The sequence below is a fragment of the Rhizobium sp. BT03 genome, assembly GCF_030053155.1.
In the GTDB taxonomy this organism is placed as follows: domain Bacteria; phylum Pseudomonadota; class Alphaproteobacteria; order Rhizobiales; family Rhizobiaceae; genus Rhizobium.
This window is the reverse complement of record NZ_CP125640.1, coordinates 1,454,746-1,469,661: the sequence shown is the minus strand read 5'-3', so window position 1 is coordinate 1,469,661 and position 14,916 is coordinate 1,454,746. Positions and strand designations below refer to the sequence as shown.

Below are 14,916 nucleotides of genomic sequence, written 5' to 3'. Positions count from 1 at the left end.
GTCCACCGAGGGTTGATCTATCCTCAACGAGTGTCTCAGGCACTGGCGCAACCTCTTGTTTGTGTGTCGCTTTCCGAGACGCAAAAGGCGGCGTTTTTTCAATTTTTCCGGGAAACGCCGATATTCGCCGCGCGTTGCGGCAGCGATGGGACGTGCAAAGCGCCGGCATCTGTATCGGGACCGCACACCGCAAGGAGAAGCCCGCCTTCACGGGCTTCTCCTTGCAAACGCAAATTTCGACATGCACGACGTCTTCAGGCCGCGGCAAAGGGCACGGCGACGAAGGTTTTATTGCCGTCGCGTTCGATCAGCAGCAACACCGATTTGCGGCCGGCCTTGCCGGCCTCGGCGATCGCCGCCTTGACGTCGCGGGTGTTGTGGACCGGCCTGTCGTTGACCGAGACGATGACATCGCCCGACTGGATGCCGGCGACAGCGGCCGATTTGTCCGGGTCGACGCTGGCGACCACCGCGCCGCTGACGGCGCGCGGCAGGTCGAGCTGCTGGCGCAGGTCGGGCGTCAGCTCGGCAAGGCCGATGCCGAGGCTCGGCTGGCCGGAGGGCTGGCCCTGGCTATCGGGGCTTTCGGCGGCGGCCTGCTTCTGTCCTTCCCCATTGGTGCCGACGGTGACGTTGAGATCGATCACCTTGCCGTCGCGCCAGATGCCGAGAGATTTTTTGGCGCCCGGCGAAAGGTCGGCCACCAGCCGCGACAGGTCCTTCGGCGTCTTGACGGTCTCGCCGCCGACCGATGTGATGATATCGCCGGGCTTCACCCCGGCATGGGCCGCCGGCGTATCGGGGGTGACGGCGGCAACCAGCGCCCCGCCTGTCTTGTCGAGGCCGACGGCATCGGCGACATCCTTGGTCACCGGCTGGATCTGCACGCCGAGATAGCCGTGATCGATCGACCCATCCTTCTGCAGCTTGGCGACGATCGCCTTGGCCTCGTCGGACGGAATGGCGAAGCCGACGCCGACGCTGCCGCCGTTCGGCGAATAGATCGCGGTGTTGATGCCGACGACATTGCCGCTGCGGTCGACCAGCGGCCCGCCTGAATTGCCGTGGTTGATCGGCGCGTCGATCTGGATGAAATCGTCATAGGGCCCGCTGTGCAGGTCGCGGCCGCGGGCCGAGACGATGCCTGCCGTCACCGTGGTGCCGATGCCGAAGGGGTTGCCGATCGCCAGGATCTGGTCGCCGAGCTTCAGCCGGTCGGAATCACCCCAGGCGATGGTCTGCAGCGGCTTGCCTGCCTCTATCTTCAACACGGCGACATCGGATTTCGGGTCGGTGCCGATCAGCTTGGCCGGCAGTTCCGTGCCGTCATCCAGCGTCACCTTGATGTCGACGGCATTGTCGATGACATGGTTGTTGGTGACAATGACGCCGTCCGGGCTGATGATGAAGCCGGAGCCGAGCGCCATCGCCTGTTGCGAAGGCCGGTTTTTCGGGGCCTGGCGCGGCAGCGGGATGCCCTGATCCTCGAAGAACTGGCGGAACTGCTCGTCCATCGGCGAATCCTGCTGGCCGGCGCTGACATCGGTCGCCTTCACAGTGGTGGTGATGGTGACGACGGCAGGCTTGTCGGCATCGACGATGGAGGCGAAGGAGCCGCTCGCGGCAAGAATGCCGCCGGCATCGGCAGGCGCGGCAATGGCGTTCGACGCGTTGATGGCGAAGGGCAGGCATGCCGCGCCGGCGATGATGGCAGCGCCGAAAAGGGCAGCAGTGCGATGTTTGCGGAGGATGTGTGACATGGAGATGGTCCCTTGCGAGAGCGTTGGCTGTGGATGGCGTCGGGGTTCCATGGCGTTGTGGTTCATGTCGTGGGACCTGGCGTCGGATGGCGTTTGGCGCCAATGCCTCTCATCGCAGCGCAGTCGTTGGGGCGACCGGGCGAATGCAAGAATTCGCGCTCGGGATTCATATGATCGCGGCTGGCGGATTTACAAATTAAATATTGATCATGTTTATATTGCCGATTTGTAAGATATGACGGGAATTTAATCTTGGCGCCCAAGATTTTTCGGCCATCTGCCGCGCGCCGAAAAAATCGGGCCGGGGTGTTGCCGCGCCGCGCCTTCTCCGCAGCGATTTCCATCGAAGATAAACGGACTTATTCCCGCATGCGGTGATCCGGTCGCGGCATGCGGCCGTAATTTTGCCGACGGACGATCACGCCGCTGTTTCCGGAGGTTCTATTCCCGAAATCTGTTGCGGCCATAAAATGTTAGTAGACTCTAAATTATTTATTCTTCAGAAAGTGAAAATCGCGAATCGGGGCCGCTGAGTCTCGGGGTAGCATATGAGGGGCGATGAGCAGGGCAGTGGAGCAGGGGCGCAACGGCAAGCGCGGCGCGCATGTGACGTTGAGCGATGTGGCGAAGAAGGTGGGCGTCAGCCCGATCACCATCTCGCGTGCGCTTCGCAATCCTGAGATCGTCTCGGAGGATCTGCGCGAGGTGATCCTGCGCACGGTCGACGAGATGGGTTATATCCCCAATCTTGCCGCCCGCGCTTTGGCCGGCCGCCACAACGGCATCGTCGGCGTCCTCACGCCCGCCTTGCACCAATACGGCTTCACCGGCCTGATGGTCGGCATCGAGGATCGCTTCCGCCACACCGAACTCACCGTGCAATACTCCAATACGCTGAACCATGGCGAGGGCGAGGCCGGCCTCTTGAAATCCTTCCTGACGCAGAAGCCGGCCGGCGTCATCATCGCCGGCGCCGAATCCTATCGCGATCTTCTGCCGCTGATCGAGCGCGCCGCCTGTCCCATCGCCCATATCACCGATCTCAGCCAGGAGCCGCAAACGCTGGTCGTCGGCCTCGATCATTTTACGGCAGGCGCCGAACCCACCCGTTTCCTTCTGTCGCGGGGCTATAACAGGATCGCTTTCATCGGCCGCGGCGCCGATGTCCGCTCGCGCCGCCGCATCGAAGGCTATGAGACCGTGATGCGGGAAGCCGGGCGTTTCGATCCCGATCTCATCCTCGGCGGGGAGGCGGCAAGCCGCACCGGCCTCGGCAGGGAACTGTTTTCCCGCTTGTTGCAGCGGGTGCCCGATGTCGATGCCGTCTTTGCCCAGAGCGACGAAATGGCGCTTGGCGTCCTCATCGAATGCAAAGCCCGCGGCATCCGCGTGCCTGAGGATCTCGGTATCTGCGGCTTCAACGATCTGGAATTCTCGCCCTTCATCGAGCCGTCGCTGACGTCGGTGCACATACCGCGCTACGATATCGGCTACCGCGTCGCCGACATGCTGCTACGCGCGGTCCGCGACGAGCCCCCGCGCGAAGACAAGGCCGACTTGGGCTTTACCATTATTCCACGGGGTTCGACGCGGTAATTGCGCGAGTAGCACCCGTCTCCATATCCGGGAGAGATGCCGGTGGCCGACCTCGTCCTTCGAGGCCCCTGCGGGGCACCTCAGGATGAGGTCGGAGAGATGTCGCGGCTTGCCTCGCTTAGCAACCACATGCGCATTGAGCGAGCACCAGCACCACGATCAGCCCTCATCCTGAAGGTGCGGAGGCCTGAGGCCGGAGCCTCGAAGGACGAGGGCGGGTGAGGAGCGGTTCCATCCATTGTTAGCCGGCGCGATCTCCGCCGAACCACATCACTTTTCGCAAAGCCGTCGGCCGCCGGAGTAGGGCTGATAGGTACAATCGGATGGGCGAAAAGAGCGGTAGCTGCGCGAGCAGGCGGTGATGTTGCAGGACTGCGGTGCGCCTTGGCCGTCGACGACGGCTTCTGTCGATCGCACGCCGTTCAGCGTCGGTTCGCTCGTCGCCTCGCGCATGAAGTCCCGCCAGATATGCGCCGGCAGGCTGCCGCCCGTTACCCCCTGCATCGGCGCGTCGTCATCATTGCCAACCCAGACACCGACGACGAGCGTTTCCGTGAAGCCGACGAACCAGGCATCGCGATTGTTCTGGCTCGTGCCGGTCTTGCCGGCCGCAAACGTGCCGGGATCCGCGCCGCGTCCGGTACCGCGCTCGACCACCAGCTGCAGAAGGCCGAGGAGATCGGACTGGTAGGGCGAAAGATCCACATTCGGCTTTGATTGTGAACCGACGCGAAACGTCTTGGGCTGCCCTGCCGCTTGAAAGTCGATGATGCCCCAGGGCTTGACAGGGGCCTTGCCGAATTTGACGGACGCATAGGCGCTGGTGAGGTTGAGCAGATTGACTTCGGATGTGCCGAGCGCCAAGGACGGCGTATCGGCCAGGGGCGCATCGATGCCGAGTTCGCGTGCTGCGGCGATCACATTGTCGAGACCGACCTCTTGGGCAAGCGTCACGGACGCGGCATTGAGCGATCGCGCGAACGCCTCGGCAAGCGTTACCCAACCGCGATAGTTGCCACCGGAATTATCCGGCGACCAGCCGTCAATCTCTATTGGCGCGTCCAGAACCTGATCGGACAGAGTGAGCCCAGCCTTCAAGGCTGCGTAATAGACGAAGAGCTTGAAGGTGGAACCCGGCTGGCGCATCGCGGTGACAGCGCGGTTGAACTGGCTGGCCTTATAGTCGCGCCCGCCAACCATCGCCACGACCGCGCCGTCCGGCGTCATCGCGACCAACGCCGCCTGCGATGCTCCGACCGTCTTTCCTTCACCGTCGAGCGCTCTTTTCACCACCCTTTCGGCGATCTGCTGCAACGGCGGCACCAGCGTGGTGCGCACTGTCGTCGAGCCCGGCGAGGCGCCGGCGATTTCGCTCGCTTGCGGTGAAATCCAGTCGGCAAACCAGCTTCCGGAACGCGGCGTCGGCGTGGTCGGGTGCAGCCTGGCAAAGCTCGTCTTGGCCTCCGCCATCTGTGGCGCGGTGATCTTGCCATTGGCCGCCATCGCGTCGAGAACGACCATGGTGCGTTGCCGGGCGCCTTCGAAATTGTCGATGGGGTTCCATTGGCTCGGCGCTCGCAGCAATCCCGCCAGCATCGCCGACTCCGGCAGGTTGAGGGCGCCGATATCCTTGTTGAAGTAGATGCGCGCGGCGGCAGGCATGCCGGTAGCGCCGGCGCCAAGATAGACGCTGTTGAGATAGCGCGTCAGGATTTCCGCCTTGCCGAGCTTCCACTCCAGCCAGAAGGCGATGACGACCTCCTGAATCTTTCGTTTTATCGTTCGGTCGCTGTCGAGATATTGCAGCTTGATGAGTTGCTGGGTGATCGTGCTGCCGCCTTCCACCACCGAGCCGGCCTCCAGATTCCGTAGAAGCGCTCTCCCGATGCCCCTGGGATCGATGCCGAAATGATCCATGAACCGGCGATCCTCAATCGAAAGGACGGCATCGATCAGATGAGGCGGAAACTGGTCGTATCGAGCATAAGGCCCCTGATAAGGTCCCTGTCTGACCAAGGGCGCGCCGTCGGCGGTTTCCAGCACGACGACCGGCTTGAGCGTTCCATCCCGGATTTCGCTCCAGGGCACGTCTTTGAGTGCCCATACCAGCACGCTTGCGACGAGGAGGCAGACAAGAAGGATCGACCCGAGAGCGAATTTCCGCCAGCCGGCAATGAGCGATGCGCTCCGGCGATTTCCACGCGGTTTTGAACGCCGATCGCGAATACTGCGGCCGGCTTTGACCCAGGCAGCCGTCAGCCATTTGTGCGGAGCTGACGTGATCCCAAGCCGCGGCGCCTGTCTGAGCTTCATCCTCCAAGACAATGCGGTTGTCTTGATCTTTGCCAAAGCAGAACTTGCCTGCAAATCCTGGCCTATCGCACGTAAGAGCGTCCGGGCGGCCCGTCTGGTCTGGTCGAAGGATCCGTGGGGCGGCTGCGGCTCTTCGCCCTGGGTGGTGCCCGGCGAATCCGAGGCGGCCGCTTGCGCTGCCGAATCTGGCGTCTTCTCGCGGCCCGAGCTCGAGCTGCTAACGCTTTCACCTGAGGATTCGGGAGAATTGGGCATCGGTTACCGCTAGAAAGGCCAACGCAGCATGACCTTTATATAGCCGGGTGATGCGGAGTGTTCCACCGCAAAAGGCCGCAACCCTTCCGGAACCCACCGGGCGGTGGCCGTCGAGCGAATTTTTCGTTGTTAAAGTGCGACTTCCGAAGCGACCGACATCAATTCCTGAGAGTTCGGTGCCTTGAATGTCTGGAGCCCAGGCTCCAGAACTTCAGTGAAGCTCCAGCGCACGATGCCTTCCCGGTCTATCAGGAACTGACCGACAAGCTGCCCATGGTCGGCAGTCATCATCTGCTCATCGGCTTCCGTAATTTGATATCCTTCCTTGTCGTTGAGAAATTCGTCCATTGCCATCACGCTCATAGGCTCGGGCAACTCGCCCGGAAGATCGATCCGTATCGCCATGACCGCGTCGATCCCGATCTCGCGTAAGCCGAAGGCTTGATGCGAAGCCCGTGCCGGGTCGGAAGCAGCAAGAAGATCGGGTATCGGATGGTAACGGAAATAGAGCCGCGCGCGTTCGACCGGGGTGTTCACGACAGCCAGGGATTGGACGCCTTTCTCACGCAGCATCGGGTTGAGATAGGCCATGGCCGCGACATGGCGCCGGCAGAACGGACAATGCAGGCCTCGAAACAAACCGATCAACAAAGGGCTGCGGCCACGAAAATCATCAAGTGCGATCTTCCCCTCGCGCGAGATCGCATCGAACTCAACGTTCGGGACCCGGTCGCCCGGTTGTAGCGGATGGTCGACATAGCGCGCGGACATGGACAACCTCCTCGCTCGGGATCAGTCGAGCAAAGGCGCCACGTCAAGCACTGCGAGGTCGAGATTGAGCGTTGCAGGCCTGACCTCTCGTCTTACCGCACCGCCAGGATCCAATTTAAGAATGAGCTCACATGAGCCCGCGGGCAAGCGGTAAACAGCGAATCGTAAATCAAAAAAGCCCCTTTTCTGCAAAATGCTGATTTTTTTAGCGGCCGTAAGGTTCCCCGGCTCAATTTTCCGTGCTGGTCTGTTAAAGTCGACCAGTCGCCCGCCGCGGTCAGCACGAGAGCCGCATGCGGGCATCCTGTGCCCACCCAGGTCAAGGCGACGCTATGGTTTCCTTCGCCCATGCGCGCGCCGATGCCGGCATTGTGCAAGGTGTGCCGCCGTTGTATCATGTGGTGCTAATACGTGCAGAAAAATGCTCTGCTCACTGCATAGCCAGAGCCGACGTTCGGTCGCACGTTTCACCGGTGAAGTAGCCGCGGATCATGGAGCTTATCGTTACTCTTGGTCTGATCGTCTTCAAGGTCGCGGTGCTGATCGCGATCCTGCTGCTGTTGCCCTTGCCGCTCACCTGGCTGGAGCGCAAGATCGCCGGGCATATCCAGCAGCGGATGGGGCCGATGCGCGTGGGGTGGCATGGGCTGCTGCAGCCGGTGGCGGACGGGATCAAACTCCTGACCAAAGAGGACCACATCCCGGCCGAGGCCGACCGCTTCCTGTTCAAACTGGCGCCAATCCTGGCGCTTGCCCCGCCCTTTGTGGTGTTCGTCGCAATCCCTTTCGGCGAAACCGTCTCGGTGCTGGGCGCCGAGACCACCCTCTATGCGTCGAACATGAATGTGGCGCTCCTTTTCGTCTTCGCGGTGATCGGGATCGAAGTCTACGGCGTCATCTTCGGCGGCTGGGCCGCCAACAGCAAATACGCGGTCCTCGGCAGCCTGAGGACCTGCGCGCAGATGATCAGCTATGAGATCCCGATGGGGTTCGCGGTCATCGGCGTGATCATGCTGGCGCAATCCATGAGCTTGCTCGATATCGTGCGGGCGCAAGCCGATGTCTGGAACGTCGTCTACCAGCCGGTCGGCTTCTTCGTGTTCTTCGTCGCCGGACTGGCCGAAGCGCAGCGCATTCCCTTCGACCTGGCGGAAGCGGAAGGCGATCTGGGGGCCGGCTTCCATACCGAATACAGCGGTATCCGCTTCGCTTTCTTCATGGTCAGCGAATATGCCATCGTACTGCTTGTGTCGGTCCTGGTGGTGATCCTGTTCTTCGGCGGTTGGAACGGATTTCTGATTCCCTTGCCACCGCTCCTGTGGTTCCTGCTCAAGGTCGCGTTCTTTGTCTATGTGTTTATCTGGTTCCGCTTCACTTTCCCCCGCTACCGCTACGACCAACTGATGGCGATCGGATGGAAAGTCTTGCTTCCTCTGTCGATGGCGAACATAATTATAACAGGTGTACTTTTAGGGGCCATGGCGGCTCCGTAGCGAGGCGGCGATGTCGCGCGCGCAGGACAAAGTTGGAGCATGGATTGGCTGGGCGTTCTTCGCCGATCTGGCGAACGGCTTGGCTCTGACCTTCGGCTACATGTTCTCCAAGCCGGTCACCATGCAGTATCCGGACAAGGAAAAGTGGCTGCCCTATTCCCGTTATCGCGGGCATCACTTCCTGACGCGTGATGACGAGGGTGAGATCAAATGCGTGGCCTGCGAACTCTGCGCGCGGATCTGTCCCTGCGACTGCATTGAAGTCGTCCCCTACGAGGACGAGAAGGGCAACCGGCACCCGGCCAAGTTCGAGATCGACACGGCCCGCTGCCTGTTCTGCGGCCTGTGCGAGGACGCTTGCCCGGCGGATGCGATCGCGCTTGGCCAGCAGTACGAATTTTCGAGTTTTTCCTCGAGTGACCTGGTGATCGGACGAGACGATCTGCTCGCCAAGCCCGGGAAGGCGGCGACCGGCGGCGGCGTCGTTGCCGCGCGCCTGAATACGAAGAAGGACGTGCTCGTCGAAACGAAAGAGATGCAGGGCTACAACTGGTGGCGGAATATCCGCAGAACGTGAGCGCGCGCCAGCTGTCAGACAGAAGCGCTCGGACAGGAGGTTTAGATGTTTGTCGGCGATATAATGAAAAACAAAGGTGTCGGTGTCATCACGGTCGCTCCCGATCAGACGATGGTGGAAGTTCTGAGGTTGTTTCGCAGCAACAATATCGGCTTCGTCGTTGTCAGCCAGTCGAACGACGAATACCTGGGAACGCTGTCGGAACGGGATTGCTGCAATGCGGTGGCGGAATACGGGGCCGAGGCAGCGATGATGCGGGCCGCTGATGTCATGAACCGCAGTGTGGCGACCTGTTCGACCCGGGATTTGCTACCCGTCGCGATGGGGATCATGACCAATCGACGGACGCGTCATGTGCTGGTCATGGACGGAGGCGACGTTGCCGGCGTGGTCAGTATCGGCGACGTGGTTAAACACAGGCTCGAGGAAGCGCAGCGCACAGAGCAGGATCTGCAGGATTACATCTGCGGGACCAGGTATCACTGACGTCGATGTGAAAACGCTGGGGCAGGGCAGCTTGCCGGGGCGTCTTCAGACCCCACGCCAGATCCGGTCCGTGCGGTCGGCCTCAAGAGTGGCATGCACCTTCCGGACCTCCACCGGGCATGGGTATTCGCCCCGCCGCATCAGGCTGTTGAGACGCAAGGCTCGATAGTTTTCCGGAACGAAGACGAGGCCCTTGGGAAACCGCCCGTCGACCTTGAGCTGCGCCGTCAACTCGCCCTGGGCGGAGCGCACAATGACCTGATCGCCATCCGAAAGGCCAAGCTGTGCGGCATCCCGAGCGCTCATCGCGACATAGGGATCGTTGGCGACCGTGTTCAAGATGTCCGACCGTTCGGAAAGATATCCGTTGTGGAACAGGCAGTCGCCGGTGATCAGCATGAGCCGGTCGGCGGCTGGCGGGACGGGCGGCGGTGCAAGGAACACGCCGGTCGGTGGTGTTGGCACGGCCTTGGTGAATGCGCCGTCGGCGCCAAGCCCGTCCTCAGTCAATCCCTGATAGAGCGGAACCAGGCGGGCAATCTCATCGAAGATTTCGCCTTGCGTCGAAGGCTGCAGCACATGGTTGCGCAGCGCTGCGACGAAGTCGAAGATCGCCAGATTGCCTCGCGCCTCGAAAACGAGCTCACGGAATTTGCGCACCTTCTGGATCCGGCCCTCGTTGTTGGTGAACGTGCCGGGCTCTTCGCCGTAACCCCCCGCGGGCAGGACGACCTCGGCCAGCCCGGCCGTGTCCGTAAGAAAGGCGTCCTGGACGATCAGGAGATCGGCGGCGCCAAGCGCCCGCTGTACGAACGCCCGGTCGGGAGTGCTGATCAGGGGGTCGGTTCCGGCAATGTAGAGCGCACCCATCCGCCCGCCGACGCAGAGTTCCAGCATGGCATCGAGACCCGCGCCCGGTTCGGACGGGATTTCGGCGCCCCAGTTCCGCGCAAAAGTTGCGCGCGCGGCATCATCGGCGACCGGCCGCAGCCCCGGTAGAGCCGCTGGCAGAACCCCCATGTCCCAGGCGCCCATCTGGTTGGCACGGTCGAAGAGGAACTGCATCGCCGGGCCTTTGCCGAGCAGGCGGAGAAGCTGGAGCAGGTTGTTGATCTGCTGCAGCGTCACGGGCGCGTCGGGTGATCTCAGGAGATCGACGCTGACAAGCACGGTGACGCTGCCGGCTTGCTTGAGCGCGCTCGCCAGACGACCCGGCCCATCACTGCCGGCATCCGCCGCCGACCTCTCCATTGTCGCTTCGATGGTCGCAAGAGCGTTGCCAGGCAAGGCCTGACCCGCCGCTGTCACGAGTGCGGCGACCACCGCCGCAATACTCGCCGCTTCTGCGCCCGGCAATGCGCGAACCACCACCCGGGCATCGGCATCCAGACGGGATGGCCGCGCCGAGAGCATGAGCAATCCGGCCTGCCGCCGCCGCGCGGCATCCCGCAACAGGTATTCGGTGACCGGGTTCTCCTCGGTCACGTTTCCGCCGACGATGAGTATGCAGTCGTTGCCGATCACCTCACCCAGCGGTGCGCGGCTGTAGAACCCTCCGAGCAGGGGGCCGAGCGCATCGAAGGGTGCGGACCAGCGAGAAGAGCAGTCGATGTTGTTGGTCCGGAACACCGTCCGCAACAGCTTCTGGAACTGATAGAGCACCTCGTTGGGCAGTCGCGGCGAGGCCAGCCCGCCGGCTGCCTTGCCCTCGACGGCCGATAGCCGCCGACGCAGATAGTCGCCCGCTTCGTCCCAGGAAACCGGCACCAGGGCGCCGTCACGGCGGATCATCGGCCGCTTGATCCGGTCCTGGCTGGTGACGAAATCGAGACCGAAGCGGCCCCGTACGCAGAGCGTTTCGCGGTTCACACCCTCGTCCCACTTCGAGCGCACCCGCATGAACTCACCCTTGCGCGTGCCCACCGTCAGCTGGCAACCGGTGCCGCAATGCGGGCAGACCGTGTCGGTCTCGGTGAGATCCCAGGGGCGTGCCTTGTAGCGGTAGGGGAAGCTCATCAGCGCGCCGACCGGGCAGACCTCGACGCAGTTGCCGCACTGGTCGCAACTTGCGAGACTGCCCTCGAAGCCGGTGACGGCGGTATCCATGCCTTTTTCGACGGTGCCCAGCGCCACCGCGCCGACCACCTCCTCGCACATCCGCACACAGCGCTGGCATTGGATGCAGCGGTTGACGTTCATGATGATGACGGGGCTGAGACGGATGTCCTGCGAGTGGAAGACACGCTTGGGGTCGTGGAACTCGCTTTTGCGGGGGCCGTAGGCCATCACCATGTCCTGAAGCTCGCATTCGCCGCCCTTGTCGCAGATCGGGCAGTCGAGGGGGTGGTTGGCGAGCAGCATGTCGAGCATGGAAGAGCGCGTTTCCTCGATCTGAGGCGTGTTCGTCCGCACCACCATACCGTCGGTGACCGTGGTGGCGCAGGACGGCTGCAACCGGCGCAGCCCCTCGATCTCGACCAGGCACATGCGGCAGGAGGCCAGCGCCGGCAGGCGCTTCATATAGCAGAAGGTCGGGATATCGATACTCAAACGCTGGGCAGCCTGCAGCACCGTCGAACCGGGCTCGACTTCCAGCATTTGCCCATCGATCGTAACGCTAACCATAGGTCCTCGCAGTCCGTGCCAGGCAATCCTTCAGTGAAACGGGCACCTTCGTTCCTCGATATGGGCGACGAACTCTTCGCGGAAATGCTTGAGGGCTGCCCGCAATCCCATCGCGGCGCCATCGCCCAAAGCACAAAACGTATTGCCGAAAATGCCTTTGCAGAGCATGTCCAGCTGCTCCAGATCGCCGGCAGCACCTTCCCCGGCCTCGATCCGGCGCAAGACCTTCACGACCCAGTTCAATCCTTCCCGGCAGGGCGTGCACTTGCCGCAGGACTCATGGTGGAAGAACTCGATGATCCGGGTGGCGACCTTGACCATGCAGGTGGAGTTGTCGATCACGATAACGCCCGCCGAACCGAGCATCGAGCCGGCGGCAGCCAGCGAGTCGAAATCCATACCCACGTCCAGCCCATGCTCCGGTATGACCGGTGCCGATACACCGCCGGGGATCACCGCTTTGATCTTGCGCCCCGGTGGGGGGCCGCCGGCGTGATCGACCAGTTCGTGCAGCGGTATGCCCATCGGCAGCTCGTAGAGGCCGGGTTTGCGCACCTGCCCGCTGACGCAGTAGAGCTTCGGGCCGGGGCTCTTCTCCGGGCCGATGTCGCGAAACCAGTCCGGCCCCCGCACAACGATATGCGGCACGCAGGCGAGCGTCTCGACATTGTTGATCACCGTGGGGCTGGCGTAGAGCCCGGCCACGGCCGGAAAGGGCGGCTTCAATCGCGGCTGCGCCCGCTTGCCCTCGAGCGACTCGAGCATCGCGGTCTCCTCGCCACAGATATAGGCGCCGGCGCCGCAGTGGATGTGGACGGTGAAATTGAAATCCGAGCCTAGAATGCGCGATCCCAGATAATTCTTGGCGTGAGCCTCGGCGATCGCCTGCTCAAGGCGACGGATCGCTGTCACATATTCTCCGCGGATGTAAACATAGGCGGTTTTGGCTCCGATCGCGTAAGCGCTTACCGCCAGCCCCTCGATGAGCTGGTGCGGATCGCGCTCCATGAGGATACGGTCCTTGAAGGTGCCCGGCTCGCCCTCATCGGCGTTGCAGCAGAGATATTTCGGCTTGCCCGACTGCTTCGGCACGAAACTCCATTTCATGCCCGTCAGGAATCCGGCGCCGCCTCGACCGCGCAGATTGGACCGTTTGACAAGCTCGACGACCTCGTCGGGCGTGTATTCGCGCAGCACCTTGGCCAGCGCCCGGTAGCCTCCGCCGGCTTCGTAGGCCGACAGCAAATGACCGCCCGGCACGTCGATATTCTTGAGAAGAACCGGCTCGAACATGGCGCTACTCTCCGGGCGGTGCGGCGGCGAGATCGACACCGGTCGCTTGCCCCGCCTCAGTCCGCAACCCGACCACAAGCGCGTCGATACGCGCGATATCAAGGGCGCCGTGGTAATCGTCGCCGACCTGCATCACCGGAGCCATCTCGCAGGCACCGAGGCACTCCACGGTCGAAAGCGTGAACAGCCTGTCCGGCGTGGTCTCGCCCTTGCTGATCCCCAGCGTCGTTTCCAGATGCTGCAGCAGGGTCTCGGCTCCGCACAGCATGCAGGAAACATTGTCACAGAGCTGCAGGTGGAATGTACCGATCGGCTCGGTATGGAAGAGCGTGTAGAAGGTCGCCAGCTCGTAAACCCAGATCCGTTCGACCCGGAGGATGTCGGCGACCTCTTCCAGCACCGGACCGGGCAGATACCCATGCTCCCTCTGCGCGATCAGAAGTGCCGGCATGATCGCCGAGCGCTGGTCGGGATAGCGCGCTACGGCCTCTTCGATCTTTTCGCGCATGGTCATCGCGTCCAAATCTCCTGCTACTTGTCCACCTCGGCCATCACCGGGTCGAGGCTGCCGAGCACGGCGATCATATCCGCCAGATAGCGGGCATTGGTGACCCCGAACAGCCCCTGAAGGTTGACGAACGAGGGTGCCCGCACCTTCATGCGGAACGGTTTTGGCGACCCGTCGCTGATGATGTAGAAGCCGAGCTCGCCCTTTGGCGCCTCGATAGCCGAATAGACCTCGCCCTTCGGCACGTCGAAGCCATAGGCTGAGAGGTCGAAATGCTGGATCAGCGCCTCCATCGAGCAATGCACCCGATGCTTGTCCAGCGGAAAGGCGATCGTCGGCATGTCGATCTGGAACGGCCCTTCGGGCATCTGGTCGAGGCATTGCTCGATGATCCGGATGCTCTCGCGCATCTCCTCGACGCGGCATTGCCAGCGCGCATAGCAGTCGCCCTCGTTGCGGGTGATGACGTTGAAGTCGAGCCGGTCGTAAATCTCATAGGGCTCGTCGCGGCGAATGTCCCAGTCGACGCCCGAGGCGCGCAGGTTCGGGCCGCTCAGTCCGAGATCGATGGCGTCTTCGGCGGAGATCACGCCGATCCCCTGTGTGCGCTTCAGGAACACCCGGTTGTTTTCGAGCAATCGCTCGTAGTCGCGGATCCGGTTGGGGAAGATGTCGCAGAACTCCCGGATCTTGGGGAGGAACCCGTCGGGCAGATCCTCGCGCACACCGCCGACCCGGCAGAAGGACGTGTGCATCCTCGCCCCGCTGATCATCTCCAGCAGGTCCATGATCATTTCGCGCTCCCGCATGGCGTAGAGCAGGGCGGTCATGGCGCCGAGGTCCATCGGCAGCGCGCCGGTGATCAGGACATGGCCGGAGATCCGCGCCAGCTCGGCCATCAGCACGCGGATATATTGCGCGCGGATCGGCGCTTCTATGCCGAGGAGTTTCTCCACCGCCAGCGCGAAGGCCAGGTTGTTCGACGGCGGACAGAGATAGTCGAGCCGGTCCGTCAGCGGGAAAATCTGGGTATAGGTGAAGCTCTCCGCCAGCTTTTCGGTGCCGCGGTGCAGGTAGCCGATATGCGGGTCCACGCGCTTGACATACTCGCCGTCCAGCTCGAGAACGAGCCGCAGAACCCCATGCGTACTGGGGTGCTGTGGGCCCAGGTTGAGAAGCACTTCCTTGGTATTGAGCGCTTCGCCGTCTGGCCTGCCGAGTTCGGTGACTTCGGTCATC

Annotated in this window: 11 protein-coding genes; 4 read left to right on the top strand and 7 right to left on the bottom strand. The window is 62.5% G+C overall.

All coding sequences use genetic code 11. The annotated features are described in order from the left end of the window. Positions 1-254: 254 nt before the first annotated feature. On the bottom strand, positions 255-1,760 hold the full coding sequence (locus QMO80_RS07315; RefSeq protein WP_283199482.1) for a DegQ family serine endoprotease: 1,506 nt from the start codon (positions 1,758-1,760) through the stop codon (positions 255-257). A gap of 558 nt (positions 1,761-2,318) precedes the next feature. On the opposite strand from QMO80_RS07315, the gene QMO80_RS07310 reads away from it, so the two are divergent. Then, on the top strand, positions 2,319-3,356 hold the full coding sequence (locus QMO80_RS07310; RefSeq protein ID WP_283199481.1) for a LacI family DNA-binding transcriptional regulator: 1,038 nt from the start codon (positions 2,319-2,321) through the stop codon (positions 3,354-3,356). 270 nt (positions 3,357-3,626) lie between these two features. Here the strand turns inward: QMO80_RS07310 and QMO80_RS07305 are convergent, their stop codons facing one another. Both QMO80_RS07305 and QMO80_RS07300 read right to left on the bottom strand, forming a co-directional pair. After that, positions 3,627-5,924 (bottom strand): PBP1A family penicillin-binding protein, encoded by a 2,298-nt coding sequence (locus tag QMO80_RS07305; RefSeq protein ID WP_283199480.1) that lies wholly within the window; start codon positions 5,922-5,924, stop codon positions 3,627-3,629. Positions 5,925-6,053: 129 nt separating this feature from the next. Continuing rightward, on the bottom strand, positions 6,054-6,695 hold the full coding sequence (locus QMO80_RS07300) for a peroxiredoxin-like family protein (protein WP_283199479.1): 642 nt from the start codon (positions 6,693-6,695) through the stop codon (positions 6,054-6,056). Between the two features lie 491 nt (positions 6,696-7,186). On the opposite strand from QMO80_RS07300, the gene nuoH reads away from it, so the two are divergent. From nuoH to QMO80_RS07285, 3 genes are read left to right on the top strand one after another with little or no spacing between them, the layout of a single operon-like run. Further along, on the top strand, positions 7,187-8,188 hold the full coding sequence (gene nuoH / locus QMO80_RS07295) for an NADH-quinone oxidoreductase subunit NuoH (RefSeq protein WP_283199478.1): 1,002 nt from the start codon (positions 7,187-7,189) through the stop codon (positions 8,186-8,188). 10 nt (positions 8,189-8,198) lie between these two features. Continuing rightward, a complete protein-coding gene (locus QMO80_RS07290) occupies positions 8,199-8,765 on the top strand; it encodes an NADH-quinone oxidoreductase subunit I (protein WP_283199477.1) in 567 nt (188 codons plus the stop codon). 45 nt (positions 8,766-8,810) lie between these two features. After that, positions 8,811-9,251 carry a CBS domain-containing protein gene (locus QMO80_RS07285; RefSeq protein ID WP_283199476.1) on the top strand — a complete coding sequence of 147 codons (441 nt, stop codon included), beginning with the start codon at positions 8,811-8,813 and terminating at the stop codon, positions 9,249-9,251. Between the two features lie 45 nt (positions 9,252-9,296). Here the strand turns inward: QMO80_RS07285 and nuoG are convergent, their stop codons facing one another. The 4 genes from nuoG to nuoD are packed head-to-tail and all read right to left on the bottom strand — an operon-like array spanning position 9,297 to position 14,915. Further along, on the bottom strand, positions 9,297-11,876 hold the full coding sequence (gene nuoG, locus QMO80_RS07280; RefSeq protein WP_283199475.1) for an NADH-quinone oxidoreductase subunit NuoG: 2,580 nt from the start codon (positions 11,874-11,876) through the stop codon (positions 9,297-9,299). A 30-nt stretch (positions 11,877-11,906) separates the two neighbouring features. Next, the gene (gene nuoF, locus QMO80_RS07275; RefSeq protein ID WP_283199474.1) at positions 11,907-13,169 is read right to left on the bottom strand and encodes an NADH-quinone oxidoreductase subunit NuoF; all 1,263 of its coding nucleotides are present in this window, start codon (positions 13,167-13,169) and stop codon (positions 11,907-11,909) included. Positions 13,170-13,173: 4 nt separating this feature from the next. Further along, positions 13,174-13,683: an NADH-quinone oxidoreductase subunit NuoE gene (gene nuoE / locus QMO80_RS07270; protein WP_283199473.1), complete on the bottom strand. Its 510-nt coding sequence runs from the start codon at positions 13,681-13,683 to the stop codon at positions 13,174-13,176. Between the two features lie 17 nt (positions 13,684-13,700). Further along, on the bottom strand, positions 13,701-14,915 hold the full coding sequence (gene nuoD, locus QMO80_RS07265; protein ID WP_283199472.1) for an NADH dehydrogenase (quinone) subunit D: 1,215 nt from the start codon (positions 14,913-14,915) through the stop codon (positions 13,701-13,703). Position 14,916: the final 1 nt, after the last annotated feature.